Annotated in this window: 12 protein-coding genes; 6 read left to right on the top strand and 6 right to left on the bottom strand. The window is 61.0% G+C overall.

What is annotated here, in order from left to right:
• Positions 1-233: 233 nt before the first annotated feature.
• The gene (locus C1896_10485) at positions 234-3,926 is read left to right on the top strand and encodes a methionine synthase (GenBank protein AZZ45293.1); all 3,693 of its coding nucleotides are present in this window, start codon (positions 234-236) and stop codon (positions 3,924-3,926) included.
• 72 nt (positions 3,927-3,998) lie between these two features.
• The gene (locus tag C1896_10480; protein ID AZZ45292.1) at positions 3,999-4,331 is read left to right on the top strand and encodes a hypothetical protein; all 333 of its coding nucleotides are present in this window, start codon (positions 3,999-4,001) and stop codon (positions 4,329-4,331) included.
• A gap of 58 nt (positions 4,332-4,389) precedes the next feature.
• Here the strand turns inward: C1896_10480 and C1896_10475 are convergent, their stop codons facing one another.
• From C1896_10475 to C1896_10465, 3 genes are all read right to left on the bottom strand, one after another.
• Positions 4,390-5,301: an EamA family transporter gene (locus C1896_10475; GenBank protein AZZ45291.1), complete on the bottom strand. Its 912-nt coding sequence runs from the start codon at positions 5,299-5,301 to the stop codon at positions 4,390-4,392.
• Entirely contained in the window at positions 5,294-5,809 is a 516-nt protein-coding gene (locus tag C1896_10470; GenBank protein ID AZZ45290.1) for a MarR family transcriptional regulator, read from the bottom strand. Before C1896_10470 ends, C1896_10475 begins: the two co-directional genes overlap by 8 nt.
• A gap of 153 nt (positions 5,810-5,962) precedes the next feature.
• Positions 5,963-6,265, bottom strand: a complete 303-nt coding sequence (locus C1896_10465; GenBank protein AZZ45289.1) for a DUF1883 domain-containing protein — start codon at positions 6,263-6,265, stop codon at positions 5,963-5,965.
• A gap of 207 nt (positions 6,266-6,472) precedes the next feature.
• On the opposite strand from C1896_10465, the gene C1896_10460 reads away from it, so the two are divergent.
• The 4 genes from C1896_10460 (at position 6,473) to C1896_10445 (ending at position 10,674) form a co-directional block, all read left to right on the top strand.
• A complete protein-coding gene (locus C1896_10460) occupies positions 6,473-7,621 on the top strand; it encodes an MFS transporter (protein ID AZZ45288.1) in 1,149 nt (382 codons plus the stop codon).
• Between the two features lie 86 nt (positions 7,622-7,707).
• Positions 7,708-8,763: an rRNA methyltransferase gene (locus C1896_10455; GenBank protein AZZ45287.1), complete on the top strand. Its 1,056-nt coding sequence runs from the start codon at positions 7,708-7,710 to the stop codon at positions 8,761-8,763.
• 70 nt (positions 8,764-8,833) lie between these two features.
• Positions 8,834-10,177: a protein kinase gene (locus C1896_10450; GenBank protein ID AZZ45286.1), complete on the top strand. Its 1,344-nt coding sequence runs from the start codon at positions 8,834-8,836 to the stop codon at positions 10,175-10,177.
• A gap of 47 nt (positions 10,178-10,224) precedes the next feature.
• The gene (locus tag C1896_10445) at positions 10,225-10,674 is read left to right on the top strand and encodes a 3-phosphoshikimate 1-carboxyvinyltransferase (GenBank protein AZZ45285.1); all 450 of its coding nucleotides are present in this window, start codon (positions 10,225-10,227) and stop codon (positions 10,672-10,674) included.
• Positions 10,675-10,713: 39 nt separating this feature from the next.
• Here C1896_10445 and C1896_10440 read toward each other — a convergent pair whose 3' ends face one another.
• The 3 genes from C1896_10440 to C1896_10430 are packed head-to-tail and all read right to left on the bottom strand — an operon-like array spanning position 10,714 to position 15,749.
• Positions 10,714-11,013 carry a DUF2149 domain-containing protein gene (locus C1896_10440; protein ID AZZ45284.1) on the bottom strand — a complete coding sequence of 100 codons (300 nt, stop codon included), beginning with the start codon at positions 11,011-11,013 and terminating at the stop codon, positions 10,714-10,716.
• Positions 10,991-11,467, bottom strand: a complete 477-nt coding sequence (locus tag C1896_10435; protein ID AZZ45283.1) for a flagellar motor protein MotA — start codon at positions 11,465-11,467, stop codon at positions 10,991-10,993. Before C1896_10435 ends, C1896_10440 begins: the two co-directional genes overlap by 23 nt.
• Before the next feature lies 1 nt (position 11,468).
• The gene (locus tag C1896_10430) at positions 11,469-15,749 is read right to left on the bottom strand and encodes a cobalamin biosynthesis protein CobN (protein ID AZZ45282.1); all 4,281 of its coding nucleotides are present in this window, start codon (positions 15,747-15,749) and stop codon (positions 11,469-11,471) included.
• Positions 15,750-15,766 lie beyond the last annotated feature (17 nt).

Here is a 15,766-nt window from a genome sequence, read left to right as displayed (position 1 = left end):
CGATCGGACCCTCGAGGTATCTAAGCAGGTGGATAGCGGTACTCGTATCCGAACAGGGACACGATACCTGATACCACTGCGTAACCTGATCAGTCACGCCGACCACAGGGTCCTGCCAGTTATACACGACGCCGCACCAACATGAGCATTGCTCATGTAAATCGCCGGATGATCAAAAAGCGTGCAGCTTTGCTATTATTCGCGGTCCTCGCCACCAGCTTCAGGTAGTCCCCATGCTCGACCGCAACGCCCGTCTCCAGGCACTCCAGCAGGCCCTCAAGGAGCGCATCCTGATTCTCGACGGCGGCATGGGCACGATGATCCAGAGCTATAAACTGGAAGAGTCGGACTATCGCGGCGAGCGCTTCGCTGACTGGCCACAAGATCTCAAGGGCAACAATGACCTCTTGATCCTCACCCGGCCGGACGCCATTAGCGCCATTGAAAAAGCCTACTTCGATGCCGGTGCGGATATCGTCGAGACCAACACCTTCAACGCCACCCGCGTTTCTCAGGCCGATTACGGCATGGAAGAGTTGGTCTATGAGCTCAACGTCGAAGGCGCCCGCCTCGCCCGCCAGGCAGCCGATGCAAAGACGGCAGAAACGCCGGACCGTCCGCGATTCGTAGCAGGCGTGCTAGGGCCGACCAGCCGGACCTGCTCGCTCTCGCCCGACGTGAATAATCCAGGCTACCGCAACGTCACCTTCGACGAACTGGTGGAGAACTACACCGAAGCCACCCGCGGCCTGATCGAAGGCGGCTCGGACCTGATCCTGATCGAGACCATCTTCGATACGCTCAATGCCAAAGCGGCGATCTTCGCCGTGCAGGAAGTCTTCGAAGAGATCGGTTTCGAGCTGCCGATCATGATTTCCGGCACCATCACCGACGCCTCCGGCCGCACCCTGTCCGGCCAGACCACCGAGGCCTTCTGGAACTCGGTACGCCACGCCAACCCGATCTCGGTAGGCCTTAACTGTGCGCTGGGTGCGAAAGAGCTGCGCCCTTATCTGGAAGAGCTGTCGAACAAGGCCGAAACCCACGTGTCGGCGCACCCCAACGCGGGCTTGCCCAACGCTTTTGGTGAGTACGATGAAAGCCCGGCGGAAATGGCCCAGGTGGTTGAGGAATTCGCCGCCAGTGGATTCCTCAACATCGTTGGTGGTTGTTGCGGCACTACGCCTGCGCACATCGAAGCCATCGCCAACGCCGTAGCCAAATACGCGCCACGTGCAATACCGAATATTCAAAAGGCCTGTCGCCTGTCGGGTCTCGAGCCCTTCACGATCGATCGCAGCTCGCTGTTCGTCAACGTGGGCGAACGGACCAACATCACCGGCTCCGCTCGTTTTGCCCGCCTGATCCGTGAAGACAACTACACCGAGGCCCTGGAAGTCGCCCTGCAGCAGGTAGAAGCCGGCGCGCAGGTGATCGACATCAACATGGATGAGGGCATGCTGGATTCAGAGAAGGCCATGGTGACCTTCCTCAATCTGATCGCTGGCGAGCCAGACATCTCCCGCGTGCCGATCATGATCGACTCCTCCAAGTGGGAGGTGATCGAGGCCGGACTCAAGTGCATCCAGGGCAAGGGCATCGTCAACTCGATCTCCATGAAGGAAGGCGTCGATGCGTTCAAGCACCATGCCCGCCTTTGCAAGCGCTACGGTGCCGCCGTGGTGGTCATGGCGTTCGACGAAGCTGGTCAGGCTGACACGGCGGACCGCAAGCGCGAGATCTGCAAACGTTCATACGACATTCTTGTAAATGAAGTGGGCTTCCCGCCGGAAGACATCATCTTCGACCCGAATATCTTTGCGGTCGCCACCGGCATCGAAGAGCACAACAATTATGCCGTGGACTTCATCGAAGCCTGCGCCTACATCCGCGATAACCTCCCCTATGCGCTGACCTCAGGCGGCGTCTCGAACGTGTCCTTCTCGTTCCGCGGCAACAACCCGGTGCGCGAGGCCATCCACTCGGTCTTCCTGTACTACGCCATCCAGAACGGCCTGACGATGGGTATCGTCAACGCCGGCCAGCTGGAAATCTACGACGAGATCCCCAAGAAGCTGCGTGACGCCGTCGAGGACGTCGTGCTCAACCGCACCCCCAACGGCACCGAAGCGCTGCTCGCGATCGCCGACGAGTTCAAAGGCGACGGCAGCGTCAAGGAGGCGGAAACCGAAGAGTGGCGCGGCTACACCGTTCAGAAGCGGCTGGAGCATGCGCTGGTCAAGGGCATCACGACCCACATCGTTCAGGACACCGAGGAGTTCCGCCAGCAGTGCGCGCGCCCCATCGAGGTCATTGAAGGCCCGCTGATGTCCGGCATGAACGTGGTGGGCGACCTGTTTGGCTCGGGCAAGATGTTCCTGCCGCAGGTGGTCAAGTCAGCCCGTGTTATGAAGCAGGCCGTTGCGCACCTGATCCCCTTCATCGAAGCCGAGAAAGGCGACAAGCCGGAAGCCAAGGGCAAGATCCTGATGGCGACCGTCAAGGGCGACGTGCACGACATCGGCAAGAACATCGTCGGCGTGGTGCTCGGTTGTAACGGCTATGACGTCGTAGACATGGGGGTCATGGTCCCGGCGGAAAAAATCCTGCAGACCGCCATCGCCGAAAAGTGCGACATCATCGGCCTGTCCGGCCTGATCACGCCGTCGCTGGACGAAATGGTCCACGTTGCGCGCGAAATGCAGCGCCAGAATTTCCATCTGCCGCTGATGATTGGCGGCGCGACCACCTCCAAGGCTCACACGGCGGTTAAGATTGATCCGCATTACAAGAACGATGCCGTGGTCTATGTGACCGACGCGTCGCGAGCCGTCGGGGTCGCGACAACATTGCTGTCGAAGGAGCTGAAGCCGGTTTTCGTCCAGAAGATCCGCGAAGAGTACGCGATGATCCGCGAGCGTACCGCCAACCGCAGCGCACGCACCGAGCGTCTGACTTACCCCGAAGCGATTGCGGTCAAGCCGAAGTTCGATTGGGCCGATTACTCGCCAGTCAAACCAACCTTCACCGGCCGCAAGGTATTAGAGGACATCGATCTGCGCACGCTGGTGGACTATATCGACTGGACGCCCTTCTTCATCTCTTGGGATCTCGCTGGCAAGTATCCACGCATTCTTGAAGACGAAATCGTTGGCGAAGCAGCTACGTCGCTATTCAACGATGCCCAGGCGATGCTCACCAAGCTGGTCGATGAGAAGCTGATCAGGGCCCGCGCTGTCTTCGGCTTCTGGCCGGCCAATCAGGTCGACGAAGACGATATCCAAGTCTATGGCGACGACGGCGAAGCCCTCGCCACCCTGCACCACCTGCGGCAACAAACGGTGAAGACCGACGGCAAGCCGAACTTCTCGCTCGCCGACTTCGTCGCACCGAAAAGCAGCGGCGTGACCGATTACGTGGGCGGTTTCATTACCACTGCGGGCATCGGTGCCGAGGAAGTGGCCAAGGCTTATCAGGACGCCGGCGACGATTACAACTCGATCATGGTCAAGGCCCTGGCCGACCGCCTCGCCGAGGCCTGTGCCGAGTGGCTGCATCAGCAGGTCCGTAAGCAATGGTGGGGCTATGACCCTGAAGAACAGCTGAGCAACGAAGAGCTGATCAAGGAACAGTACAAAGGTATCCGTCCAGCGCCAGGCTACCCCGCCTGCCCCGACCATACGGAGAAAGGCACGCTGTTCCAGCTACTCGATGCCGACGGCATCAGCCAGGTCACGCTGACCGAGCACTACGCCATGTTCCCGACAGCTGCAGTCAGTGGTTGGTATTTCGCGCATCCTCAGGCGCAATATTTCGCGGTCGGCAAAATAGACAAGGACCAGGCCGAGCGCTACAGCACTCGCAAAGGCCAAGACATCGCCGTCACCGAACGCTGGCTGATGCCGAACCTCGGCTACGACAACTAGACTACCGCTGGCCGCCGCATCTCTATGAGGCGGCCTTGCGACTGAAATCAACAACCCCATGCGAAGCGCGCAATGTCTACCGAACCCCGTTACCTGCTCAATGAATTGGAAACCGCCGACATGCTCGAAGTCGACGGTCTGCACGCCTGGCAATTCACCCTTAACGATGCGCTACTGGACCGTGCCGACGCGGCCGCAGTCGCAAGTGAGCCCTTCGCCAGTGATGAAATCGTTGTTCAAATAGAGTCGGTCGACGGCCGTGAGCGGCGCCAATGGTCGTTCAGCTATAACAGTGTGATGGAAGCAGTGTATTGCGAAGATGAGCAGTATTGGACGGTCGGGAGCTCACCGGAGAGCCGCCTTCGCTGTCTTGGCGCGGTAAGCGCAAGCGCTGACGACGAGTGAACCGCGAACCGTCTACTGCCTCGGGAATAGCCAAGGAATGAGTCGAAAATGATGCTCGTCAGTCAGATGTCGTACCTCGCCTGAGCAGTAGTCCGATAGCGAGAATGACCAACAAGCTGCCCGGTAGCCACTGCCAACCCATTCGTTGCGGCTGCTCTACAAACAGCAGCACCATCGATACGAAGGGCACCAGATAGCTATAGGCGGTTACCGCACCCGGCGTCAGGACAGCGGTCGCGCGCTGCTGCAGAAAGAAAGTCATGCCACTGGAAAAGACACCAAGGTACGCCACTAGCGCGACGTCTTCGGTCGTCATATACGCGAGCGCGCTGGGTCGCTCCCAGATCAAGCCCAAGGCGCCGATCAGCAATGCGCCCATCAGCAGGCTCCAAAAGGTCCGCAGCACGGCCTGCGGCGCCAGCCAGCCGCGGTGCAATCCCCATTTGCTCAGCACTGGATACAGTGCTGACGCCACACAGCCGAAGAAGAACGCCAGCTCGCCGAAACCCAGCTGCAATCCCGAAAAGTGACCGCCGTTCTCGGCCCAGGCCAGACCCAATGCGCCAACGGCGCCCAACGCAAGGATCGCCAGCAATCGTCCGGCTGGTCGCTCCACGCCGAGCCCGCGCCCGATGCAATAGGCAAGCAGCGGCACGCTGACAAATAACGTCGCCATCGACAAAGCACTGATTCGATGAGCCGCCCAGAACATGGTGCCGAAGAACCCAGCCAGGCTCAGCCCCATCAACGCGTAGAGCAGCAGCCCACGCGGACTCGGCCATCGCTCGGGCTGTCGCCATAACAATGGGAACAGCGCCAAGGCGGCAATCATGAAGCGAATCGCCGTTAGTAACAGAGGCGGCAAACCTTCGGTCATGAGCCCCACTGCCGGAAAGGACAACCCGACAAAAAGCGCCCAGAGCAACATGCCAAGATGCGCGAGCGTGACTCTCCGCCTGGTCTCAGTCATTGTGCCCCTCCTCCAGCGCTAACAGCAGCGTGCGCAACCCGGCCGCCAGTGCCTGTTTTTGCTGGACATCCAGCGGCGCCTGCATCCCGTGCAGGGTGGCGAGATATTCATCAAGGCACCCAAGCAGTACCTTCTGCCCTTCATCGCTCAGACGAATCAACAAGCTGCGGCGGTCTTCCGGATTCGGTACTCGCTGAATCAACCCGGCAGCTTCCAGGCGGTCTAGCCGATTTGTCATTGCCCCTGAGCTGAGTACCGCAGCGTGACGTAACGCGTTGGGCGTAAGCCCCTGCGGCTGGCCGCTGCGGTAGAGGGTGGCGAGCAGGTCGAACTCGCCATCGTGCAATCCATGTCGGCGGAACACCGAGGCCACGCTGCGATTGAGGTATTTGGAAAGGCGGTACAGGCGGGTGAATATCGCCATGGGCGATACATCTGCGCCGGGTTGTACTGCGCGCCATTGCGCGAGCACGCGATCCACATGGTCGCTGCGTTGCCTCTCTGACATAGATAGTTCCAGAACAAGAATCTTCACGTGAAGATAATCTGGCGCATCGAAAGAAGCAAGCTTCCGGAACACCGGCACGGGCCCGATCGATGGATGGCCATCAATCGAGTCGCAACGGAGCGCTCAGCGCAATAAAGGGAGACTAGGAGGCTTTCAGCGGAGCTCGGAGGGCGAGTTGCGAACGATCTTGATCGAGTGGGTCAAGGCCGGCTTGCGCGTGACGCTGACGGCCCTGCGCGTCACCGTATCGATGGTGATGTTCCAGAAGCCGGTGTTGGGCACTTTGATCCGTGCCGGGAAATTGTCGAACGCACCGCCGTGATAGATGTGTCGCCCGCCATTCTTGAAACTACGAAAATTCTTGTCGTTCATCAGGCGGATGTTGCAAGGCTGCGAGCATTCAATAATCACGAAATCGTCTTCATTGAGGTGTTCGCGCTGGTGAATGAACTTCATGTACCGCTCCGGGGCCGCATGTTGGCAAAGGCGAAGATTACCATGAGCGTCCGGCCCGCTCGATGGTTTGAGCGGGCAGTTCCAACTAGCACTAGCTGCACTGCGGCCCAAGGTAAGGCTGCCGTCGCAGTTCTTTGACACAATGCGCGCCGCAGCCCGTCACGCGACGCATGAACGCGGCCCCCCGTTAGAGCAAGGACACCTGAGATGCCTGCGGCTACTACGCCCGTTAATGCAACCTCACCTATCGCGCGCCGCGCGACACGCATCGGCTTTTTCATGGCCGGATTCGGTCTGTCGATCTGGGCACCGCTGGTGCCGTACGTGCGCGAACGCATCGAGATGAGCGACGCAGTGTTCGGTACGTTGCTGCTGTGTATCGGTGTCGGTTCGCTGACCTGGATGCCACTGTCCGGACTGCTCGTAACACGACGCGGCATCCGTCCGGTGGTGCTCTGCAGTGTCGTCCTGCTGCTGTTCGCCCTGTTGGGCATGGCCTTCAGCCAATCGCTCGCAGTGCTGGCCCTCGCGCTTTTCTGTTTCGGCGGCAGCCTTGGCGTGATCGACGTAGTGCTCAACATCCAGGGCGTAGTGATCGAGCGAGACACGGGCAAGCGTCACATGTCGAACTTTCACGGCATGTTCAGCTTAGGTTCGATCAGCGGCGCACTTTCACTTACCGGCGCGTTGACGCTTGGCCTCGCCCCTGCCACCGGCACCCTGCTAATGATCGCAGTCATCGCCCTCGCCAATCTCGCAGTGAGCCCTGGTTATCTCCGGGACAAGGCGCCAGCCGGCGGAGTCGCCTTCATTCGACCGACAGGCGCGGTGCTGTTGGTCGGCGCCATGACCTTCGTCGTCTATCTGGCCGAAGGCGCAGTGTTGGATTGGAGCGCGCTTTATCTGACTGAGCAGAAGGCACTGGAAACCGCCAAAGGAGGACTGGGATACGCCAGCTTCGCCCTGATGGTGACAGTTGGACGTTTCGCCGGCGCGCCGGTGATCAACAGCCTGGGCACCGCCAGAGTGATCGGCCTGGGTGGATTGCTGGCTGCTTTCGGCATTGGCTTGACCATTCTCACCGAGCATTGGGGGCTTGCCCTGCTCGGTTATGCGCTCTGCGGGCTTGGCTGCGCCAACGTCTCGCCGGTATTGATTTCGTCGTTGAGCCGACAGAACGCCATGCCTGTCCATCAAGCCATTACTGCAGCGACCACCATCGGGTTTGCAGGGGTGCTCGCAGGCCCGGCGCTGATCGGTGTGATTGCTCACTACGCATCGCTGACGCTGGCCTTCGCCCTGCTTGCGGCGCTATTGATCATGCTAGCGCTTGGGAGCCATCGGTTCAGAGACTAACCGCTCTGCGATGCATGAGGTCTGGCATCAGCACCGCGTAAAGGGCTACAGACCGGACAATGACGTTTGGCTAGAATGCGCGACCTATGCGTATCCAAGACATACACCAGCAGCTCGCCTCGATCGGCGCCAAGCCCATCCACATTGGCCGGGTGACCCGTGCCTGGCTGAATGGCACACCGCTGGACACCGGCACGCGCCACCAGCGGACGGAAGACTTCCTCCCGTTGTCCGTACGCAACGGCCTGCATGAGGTGAGCCAGTCAATCGAAGGGCTGGCCCGCCTGAGTTCTGAGCATCCGGGCTCGGATGGTTCGGCACGGTTGCTGGTGGCGCTGGCTGACGGTCAGATGGTCGAAAGCGTGCTGCTGCCCAGAGCCGGTCTCTGCGTATCGAGTCAGGTCGGGTGCGCCGTGGGCTGCGTCTTTTGCATGACTGGCAAGAGTGGCTTGTTGCGCCAATTGGGCAGCGCCGAGATCGTCGCTCAGGTCGCCCTCGCGCGACGTTTCCGCCCGGTCAAGAAAGTCGTCTTCATGGGCATGGGCGAGCCTGCTCACAACCTGGACAACGTGCTCGACGCCATCGACTTGCTGGGCACCGATGGAGGCATCGGGCACAAGAACCTGGTGTTTTCCACGGTTGGCGACCGGCGCGTATTTGAGCGCTTGCCACAGCAGAAAGTGAAACCCGCTCTGGCCCTGTCTTTACACAGCACCGACGCCGCATTGCGCCGCGAGTTGCTGCCGCGGGCGCCTCAGTTCGATCCCGCCGAGCTTGTCGAGCTGGGCGAAGCCTATGCCCGCCTCGTCGACTATCCGATTCAATATCAGTGGACGCTGCTCAAAGGCATCAATGACAGCCAGGACGAGATGGACGGGATCATCCGCTTGCTGCGCGGCAAGTTCGCGATCATGAACGTCATCCCCTACAACAGCCTCGATGACGACGAGTTTCAGCGGCCAGAGGCGGATCGCATCCATCAGATCATGCGCTATCTGCATGAAAACGGGGTGCTGACGAAGGTGCGCAACTCGGCGGGACAGGACATCGATGGCGGCTGCGGACAACTGCGCGCCCGTGCGGAGCGCGTGATCCGTGCACGCCAGCGTCCGGCTGAATCGCCCGTGCTAGACGGTAATTGAACGGGTTACAGCGCGCAGTGTCCTAGCGCATTGACCCAATTCCCGGCTCCGACCGAATGCGAGAGCACGCATGCACACCTTGGCACAACTTGAACGCGGCGACCTCGCCGGAACAACCCGCCTGGACCTGTCAGAACAGCTCGAGACTTTCCCTCGAGCCATATTCGACCTGGCTGATAGCCTGGAAATTCTCAACCTTTCAGGGAACCAGCTCAGCAGTTTGCCTGACGATTTGTCGCGCCTGCACAAGCTGCGCATCCTATTCTGCTCGGACAACCCGTTCACCGAGCTGTCCGCCTCGATCGGCCACTGCGCTAGGCTGGAGATGGTTGGGTTCAAAGCCAATCGCATCCGCCACGTGCCCGCCGAAGCGCTGCCGCCCAGGCTGCGCTGGCTGATCCTGACCGACAACCAGCTCGAAGCGGTGCCTGACGAAATTGGACGCTGCGACCGCCTGCAGAAGCTGATGCTCGCCGGCAACCAGCTAGCCGCATTGCCCGAATCGCTTGCTCGCTGCCGCCAGTTAGAGTTGCTGCGCATTGCCGCCAATCACTTGCCAGCATTGCCGCAGTGGCTGTTGTCGATGCCGCGCCTCAGCTGGCTGGCGTTCGCCGGCAACCCGTTCAGCGATGCGCTGGAATCGCAGACCTTGGCGCAGCATCCGCTGCCACCGGTCGACCGCAGGCAGATCATGTTCGGCGACGTGCTTGGCCAGGGCGCATCCGGCGTCGTTCATCGTGCTGACTGGCAAGCGTCCGGCCAGCCGAGCCGTGCCATGGCAGCCAAACTGTTCAAAGGCAGCCTGACCAGCGATGGGCTGCCTCACAGCGAGATGGCGGCCTGTATCGCCGCTGGCGAACATCCCAACCTGATCGGCATTGCTGGACCACTGGCCGAGCACACCGATGCGCTACCGGGCTTGCTGATGGAGCTCATCGATCCTTCTTACCGTGTGCTCGCCGATCCGCCATCACTAGCCAGTTGTACCCGTGACTGTTACGCACCCGGGCAGCGGTTCTCCGCCGAACAGCTGCTGCGGATCGCGACAGGTGCAGCTTCTGCAACCAGCCACCTCCACACGCGCGGCATCCTGCATGGCGACCTCTACGCACATAACCTGCTGGTCGATTCGCGCGGCCAAACACTGCTCAGCGATTTCGGTGCAGCCTCGTTCTTCGATCCGGAGACCACTGCGGGTCAGGCGCTACGGCGTATTGAAGCGCGTGCGTTCGGCTGTTTGCTCGAGGAGTTACTGGACCGCTGCGATGCATACGGTCAGGACGAGCGCCTGACAACCCTTGCCACCCTGCAGCGTCAGTGCATGCAGGAAAACCCCAGCCACCGCCCCGATTTCGACCAACTGGTCGAGCAGTTGCAGCAAATATCAGCGCAACAGAGCGTTTCGGCCAGGTAGTTGCATAAGCGATCGTCTCTCTCGCTTCCCGACGGCAACCTGACGCTATGCTCGCTCCAGAATCCAAACCCGATGAAGCATCTGAACGCTACGCCTGCACCCAGGACACCGTCACGCTCGACCAGGACCCGTTCGTGGTTGGACTCAAGCAACGGCTTCCTGAAGAGCTGCGCGAGACGTTCACACCGCAGCAGCTAGATGCTTTACGCAATGCCTTCGCCACCCGCTCGTGGGCCAGGCACAAGCTCGATCTGCGCGGTACCTTCAGCCTGTGGAGCAACCAGTACTATTTCGTGTTGGTTGGCGGGCGAAACAAACGCAGCCTGAGCCGAGCTCAACGGAGCCTGTCGCTGGCGGCCAAAGCCGGAGCAATCACTGCGTTCCTGTTCTTCTCGGTACTGATCGGCCTGGTCGCGCTCTATCTGGTCAAGTCGGCACTCGGAATCAATCTGCTGCCGAACTATTCGCTGGGGCTGTGGGATTGGTTCAAGGGATGACCGACAGCAGGCCTGCAGATGAAGAGTCTGCAACCTGCATCAATCGCCGATCAGGATCAGCTTGCCGGTGGCCGGATCACGGTAAACCTGGCCAACGCTCTCAAGCCCTTGCCCGCTGTCACCTTCAACACTGTCAGGTAGCTTTGGAAGCTCCCGCCCGCGTTCGACGGCAACCGGCTGTTTCGCAGCATTCAACTGTTGGAGCAGGTCCGTCTGTGCGACAAGCGCAGCGATCAGCCCACAGGCGAATACCAGCACGACATCGACCATATTTGCCAGTGGCCCCAGCGGATCGTCGTCGCCAGAGGCGAACCGACTAGAGCGCCAGCGCCGGCTCATCGTCGCGCTCCTTAATCGACCGGGCTTCGAGTTCGTCCAGTAGTTCGTCGTACCAACGCCGGCGCAAGCGGCCCAGTGCGAAACCGAGTACGCCGATCAGCAAACCAAGCACCGTCGTGTCGAAGGCTACGCGCATAGCCACGCTGAGGATCTGCACGTTGCCATCTCCCAGGGCCGCCAAGCCGGGGCCCAGCGGGATCAGCGTTCCCATCAGTCCGAGCATGGGGCCAATCCGCGCCACTAGATCGGCTCGATCAAGCCTTCGACGCGCGCGCCGCTCGATCTCCGCAGCGGGCAGCTGGCGCCAGCGCCTCAGCCCACCCAGGCGCTCACCCATTGCGACACCGGCATCGCAAATGGCCAACGCCAAAAGCCCGAACAGGCCCCAGGTCACAGGCTGCAACAGCCAGCCCACCAGCAGATGCAGCCAACTGAACAATTGATTGTCGAACACGCTACGCAACTCCCCTCGGCCGAGGCCCACGACCACGCCAGATGCCAAGCCCTAATAGCAGCAGAACGATCAGTGCAGCCAGCCAAAGGTATCGGCTAGCGCTTTGATCACCTTGTGTTTCAGTTTGATCTGGCGCGGCTTGTGGCATGTCCGTCGCCTCCGGCTGAATCTCGCTGATACTGCTCGGTGGGTTCGTTTGCGGCGCCGCGCGCAGTGCCGAATCGAGCCGAGCCTGCAGTGCGTCGCGCAATGGGTCGGATAGCTTCGGCATCAGCCACTCGAACATCGGATGATCCGGCCGGGTATGCCCACTTCCCGGCAAGCCGTGCTCAGCAACCAGGGCTGCGAACTGCTCGGCCAGCGCGTACTGGGTCGCCTCGTCGGCCTTCCAAAAGCCCTTCTGAATCGCCACCAGCATGATTGCGAGCATGTTGCTTTTGACATGGACGTTGGCGCCTTTCTCGAGAAAGGCGTCGACTCCAAGCGCGTGCTTGTCATCCAGATACACCGCCTTCACCTCTTCCCAGGCGCTGTCCTTGATGATGTCCGGATTGGTGACCTGCCAGCCCCAGAGGTACTCCAGGAACTCGCTGCCCATGGTCCGCGCGCCGGCGTAGTCATGCTGCATCAACGCCTTGATCCAGGCCGGATTCAGGAATCGCCCGCGCAATTCAGCCAACAGCGCCTGCTGCAGTGGCTCAAGACGAACCTTCCGCGGATCGTTGTGCCAGCTGACGAAATTCTCCGGCGCTTTTCCGCTCAGGTGCTCCACGGCCATGCTCAACCCGCCGAGGTAGTCAAACGCATCGTTGTTGTCCATCAGCCCATACAGATTGCTCGAACGGCCGAGATAGGTGCGGGTGACGTGTTTCAGGCTGTCTTCGAAGACCGCCTGCACGGGCTCGCCCTGGTGGTTCATGCCATACGCATGCCCCATGCGATTGACGTAGCTACGTGCAAGCTCACCGCGGTCCTGCCAGCTTCCGGAACGCTCGACAAGCGTATTGACCCCAGCACCGTAAGCGCCCGGTGCGACACCGAAGAGCCGCAACGCGGCGAGGCTACCGGCTTGCTCAGGCTCAGCGCCTGAGTCGAGTCGCTGCGCGGCGTCCCGCACCCAATTAGCCGCCACCAGATTCAACGCCAGACTTTCATCGCCGCCACTTGCGAGCGCACCGAGCGGTTGCAGTGCCGCATCCAACGACGTACGCAGGGCAGGGTAGTCACGGCGAATGGTTTCGCTGGCGCCGTCCAGCGCTAGCAGTACTCCGCGTTCGAGCAGTGCAAGCTGATCGGCATAGAGATCGCGAAACAAACCGGAGGTGGTGAACATCAGGTCGCGTCGCTCGCGCCCGGCTGAAGCAGGTATTCGCTTGATGCCTTCGACGATGCCCCGGCTGTTCCACACAGGTTCTACGCCAAGCAGGTCCAGTCCGAAGGCGATCATGGCGCCTTCATCACGGACGGTATCGGATGCCCAGAGAATGACGGCCTCGCGTCCGCCCTGCTCCATTGGCCGCTGTCGCGCACGGTCGGCCAGCTCGCTGCCGATACTCCAGCCGATGCGACTCGGGATCAGGCTACTGTCGAGCGCATGGAAATTGCGCCCGGTCGGTAACGCCTCCGGCGTACGGATCGGATCGTTGCCTTTGCCTGGCTCGACGAATCGGCCGTTGAGCGCGTCGACCAGCGCCTGCATTTCCGCATCCGGTGAATCAATCAGTGCCTGCCGGTAACGCGACTCTTCGGTATTCATGGACGCCAGCAAGGTGTCCACGGCTTCCGGCGCCCAGGGCTGGCCGAACACATGCAGGCCAAGCGGCATGAAGCGCTCCTGAATATTCGTCAGGTAATGCCCGACCTCGTGCACCAGCAAGTCATCATCCACCTGTTCGAAATCGATACCGCGCGCTGCCAGCGGCTCGGCCATGGACTCACGAAGCTCGGGTTCCAGCCCGGAACGAGTCACCAACCGCTTGATCTCTGCAATGGTGGCGCGCCGCGCCGGCCCTTCGCTGCTGCCAGTGCCCGTCTCGAAGCTCTCGATCAATTGGCGCAACTTGAGCAGATCGTCATAAAGCGGCGTAGCCACCAGCGGCGGAGTCAGGTGATCGATCATGACGGCCAGCCCACGACGCTTGGCCTGAATCCCTTCGCCAACCCCATCGACGATGTAGGGATAGATGCTCGGCAGGTCACCGACGATCTGCGTCGGGTAGTCTTCGGCACTGAGCCCTGCTCGACGACGCGGCAGAAACTCATAGGTGGAGTGACGACCCAGGTGGATCAGCGCATCAGCCCTGAACTCGTCACGCAACCAGTGATACAGGGCCAGGTACTGATGGGGTGGCGGGAACACCAGGTTGGCATGGAGCAGTTCCTCGTCGACTTCCCAGCCCCTGGGGGGCTGCGGCCCGATGAAGATGTTGCCAAACTGCACCCCCGGCAGCACCATCTGGCCGTCATGCACCATGACCTGACCCGGCGCCTCTCCCCACCCGCGCAACCCCTCAATGCCCGTCTCTGCCAGCGCCTGAATGAGGCTGTCAGCCTGGCCCCAATCAGCCAGCCCGGGCTGGCTCAGCGCCTGCTCATAAAAGGTTTCGAGCTGGGCTAACAGATCCAACGCGCGCTCGCGTGCCGGATGGTCGACACCGTCGAGCACATGGTGCAGCTCGCTGGAACCGTTTTTCAGAGTCAATCTGGCGATGTCCAGCTGTGAGGCTTGTAACGCGCGGCGCATTTGCGCATTCCAATATCCCAGCGGGCCTAGGACCATCTCCGCCTGCAATGCCGACGGCAGCGAATGAAACCAGCGACGGTAATCATCGGTATCGACCGTAACGGCCTTGCGTGCCATCGCAGCCAGCGCATCGCCCTGTTCCGGCAGGTTGACGCCCTGCTCTTGCAGCAGCTCCAGCAGCTGCTCGGGCGAGCCTGGCAGCATTCCAGTGTCGTAGCCTTCAGTTTTCAAACGCTGAAGGATGGCAAACAGCGATTGCGGTACATCGAGGTTATCCGCGCCGATGTTGTGCCGCCCCGGTGGGTGGTTGTAGTAGACGATCGCCAAGCGCTTGTCCGCATTCGCCTTCGTCTGCAGCTGCTGCCAACGGCCCAGGCGAGCCGCCATGGCCTCGACACGAGAAGGTAACGGTTGACTGAAGCCAAAGCGAATCCCCGAATTTGGGTCGATCTGGGACGACTCCCAAGCCGCGAGCACCATCGGTTGACCGGTACCCTGCAATTCGGGCATCGCCAGCCGGTAATGCACCTTGTCACGACCGAGCCCATCGCTGGAAAGCTGCCACGCGTTCTCGTCGCGGTCGTCCAGACGCAGCGCCTTGAATACAGGCACATTGAGCTGTTTGAGGAGTTCGGTTGCCTCCTCGCGCCCCTCACCGCCGCCGAGGACGAAATCCTGCAGCACAACCACCGCTGCCAGCGGTGGGTGCGCAGCGTCGTTTAGCCAATGTAACGCCTGCAGCGTGCCCTCACCCCAGTTGGCAAAGAGGCTGACGCACGCGATGTCGCGTTGCTGCAGGGTCTGACACAATGCATCGTTGAGGTCGGCATCTCCGCGTCGATCAGCACGGCCATGGTCAATCACCGCAACCATTCGCTCGCCGCGCCAGGCGAGATCCTGAGCTTCCCTTACCGCGCCGTCCTGATAGAGGCGCATCGCCGGCCGAGCCTGTGCAGGCTCGGCAGTGCCACCTGGGTTGTCGCGGTCCGTCAGCCACACCAGCAACCGCGCAATATTATCGCTACCACCGGCCAGCCAATAACTGCGCGCTTCGATCCATTGGGCTTGAATCGGGTTGGCGGCCGCTAGCGACTGCACCCACGCATCCAGATCACCAGCGGGTTTTTCAGCCCCCAGGCTTACCGCCTGATCACGGTTGGCAAACACCATGCGGTCATTGGTGCGACTCATCGCCACCAACGCCTGATCGCTATGCATGATGAAACGCTCGCCCATGCTGTGTCGCTCGATCAACGGTCGCAAACGCTCGACTTCCGCCCCGAATACACCCACCACGAGCAAACGCCTTCCACTGGCAAGCCATTGGGCGATCGCGGCGTCGTCCAGCTCTGCCAGCTGCTCCGGAGTACGGGCACTAACGGTACGCTCAGGGAATCGCTGCTTTAGCAAAGCGGCAGCTGAAGCGAACTCGGCAGCGCTGTATTGGGAAATGATCGCGTTGATCTGACTGGCACTGACCGGTGCCACTTGCGTCAGTAACAGAAGCGCTAGTGCCACGCAGCGAAAGGCGAAAGACATGCCCACTCCATCCGGGT

This window comes from Pseudomonadaceae bacterium SI-3 (assembly GCA_004010935.1).
Lineage (GTDB): Bacteria > Pseudomonadota > Gammaproteobacteria > Pseudomonadales > Pseudomonadaceae > Stutzerimonas.
This window is presented reverse-complemented; position numbering and strand designations above follow the sequence as displayed.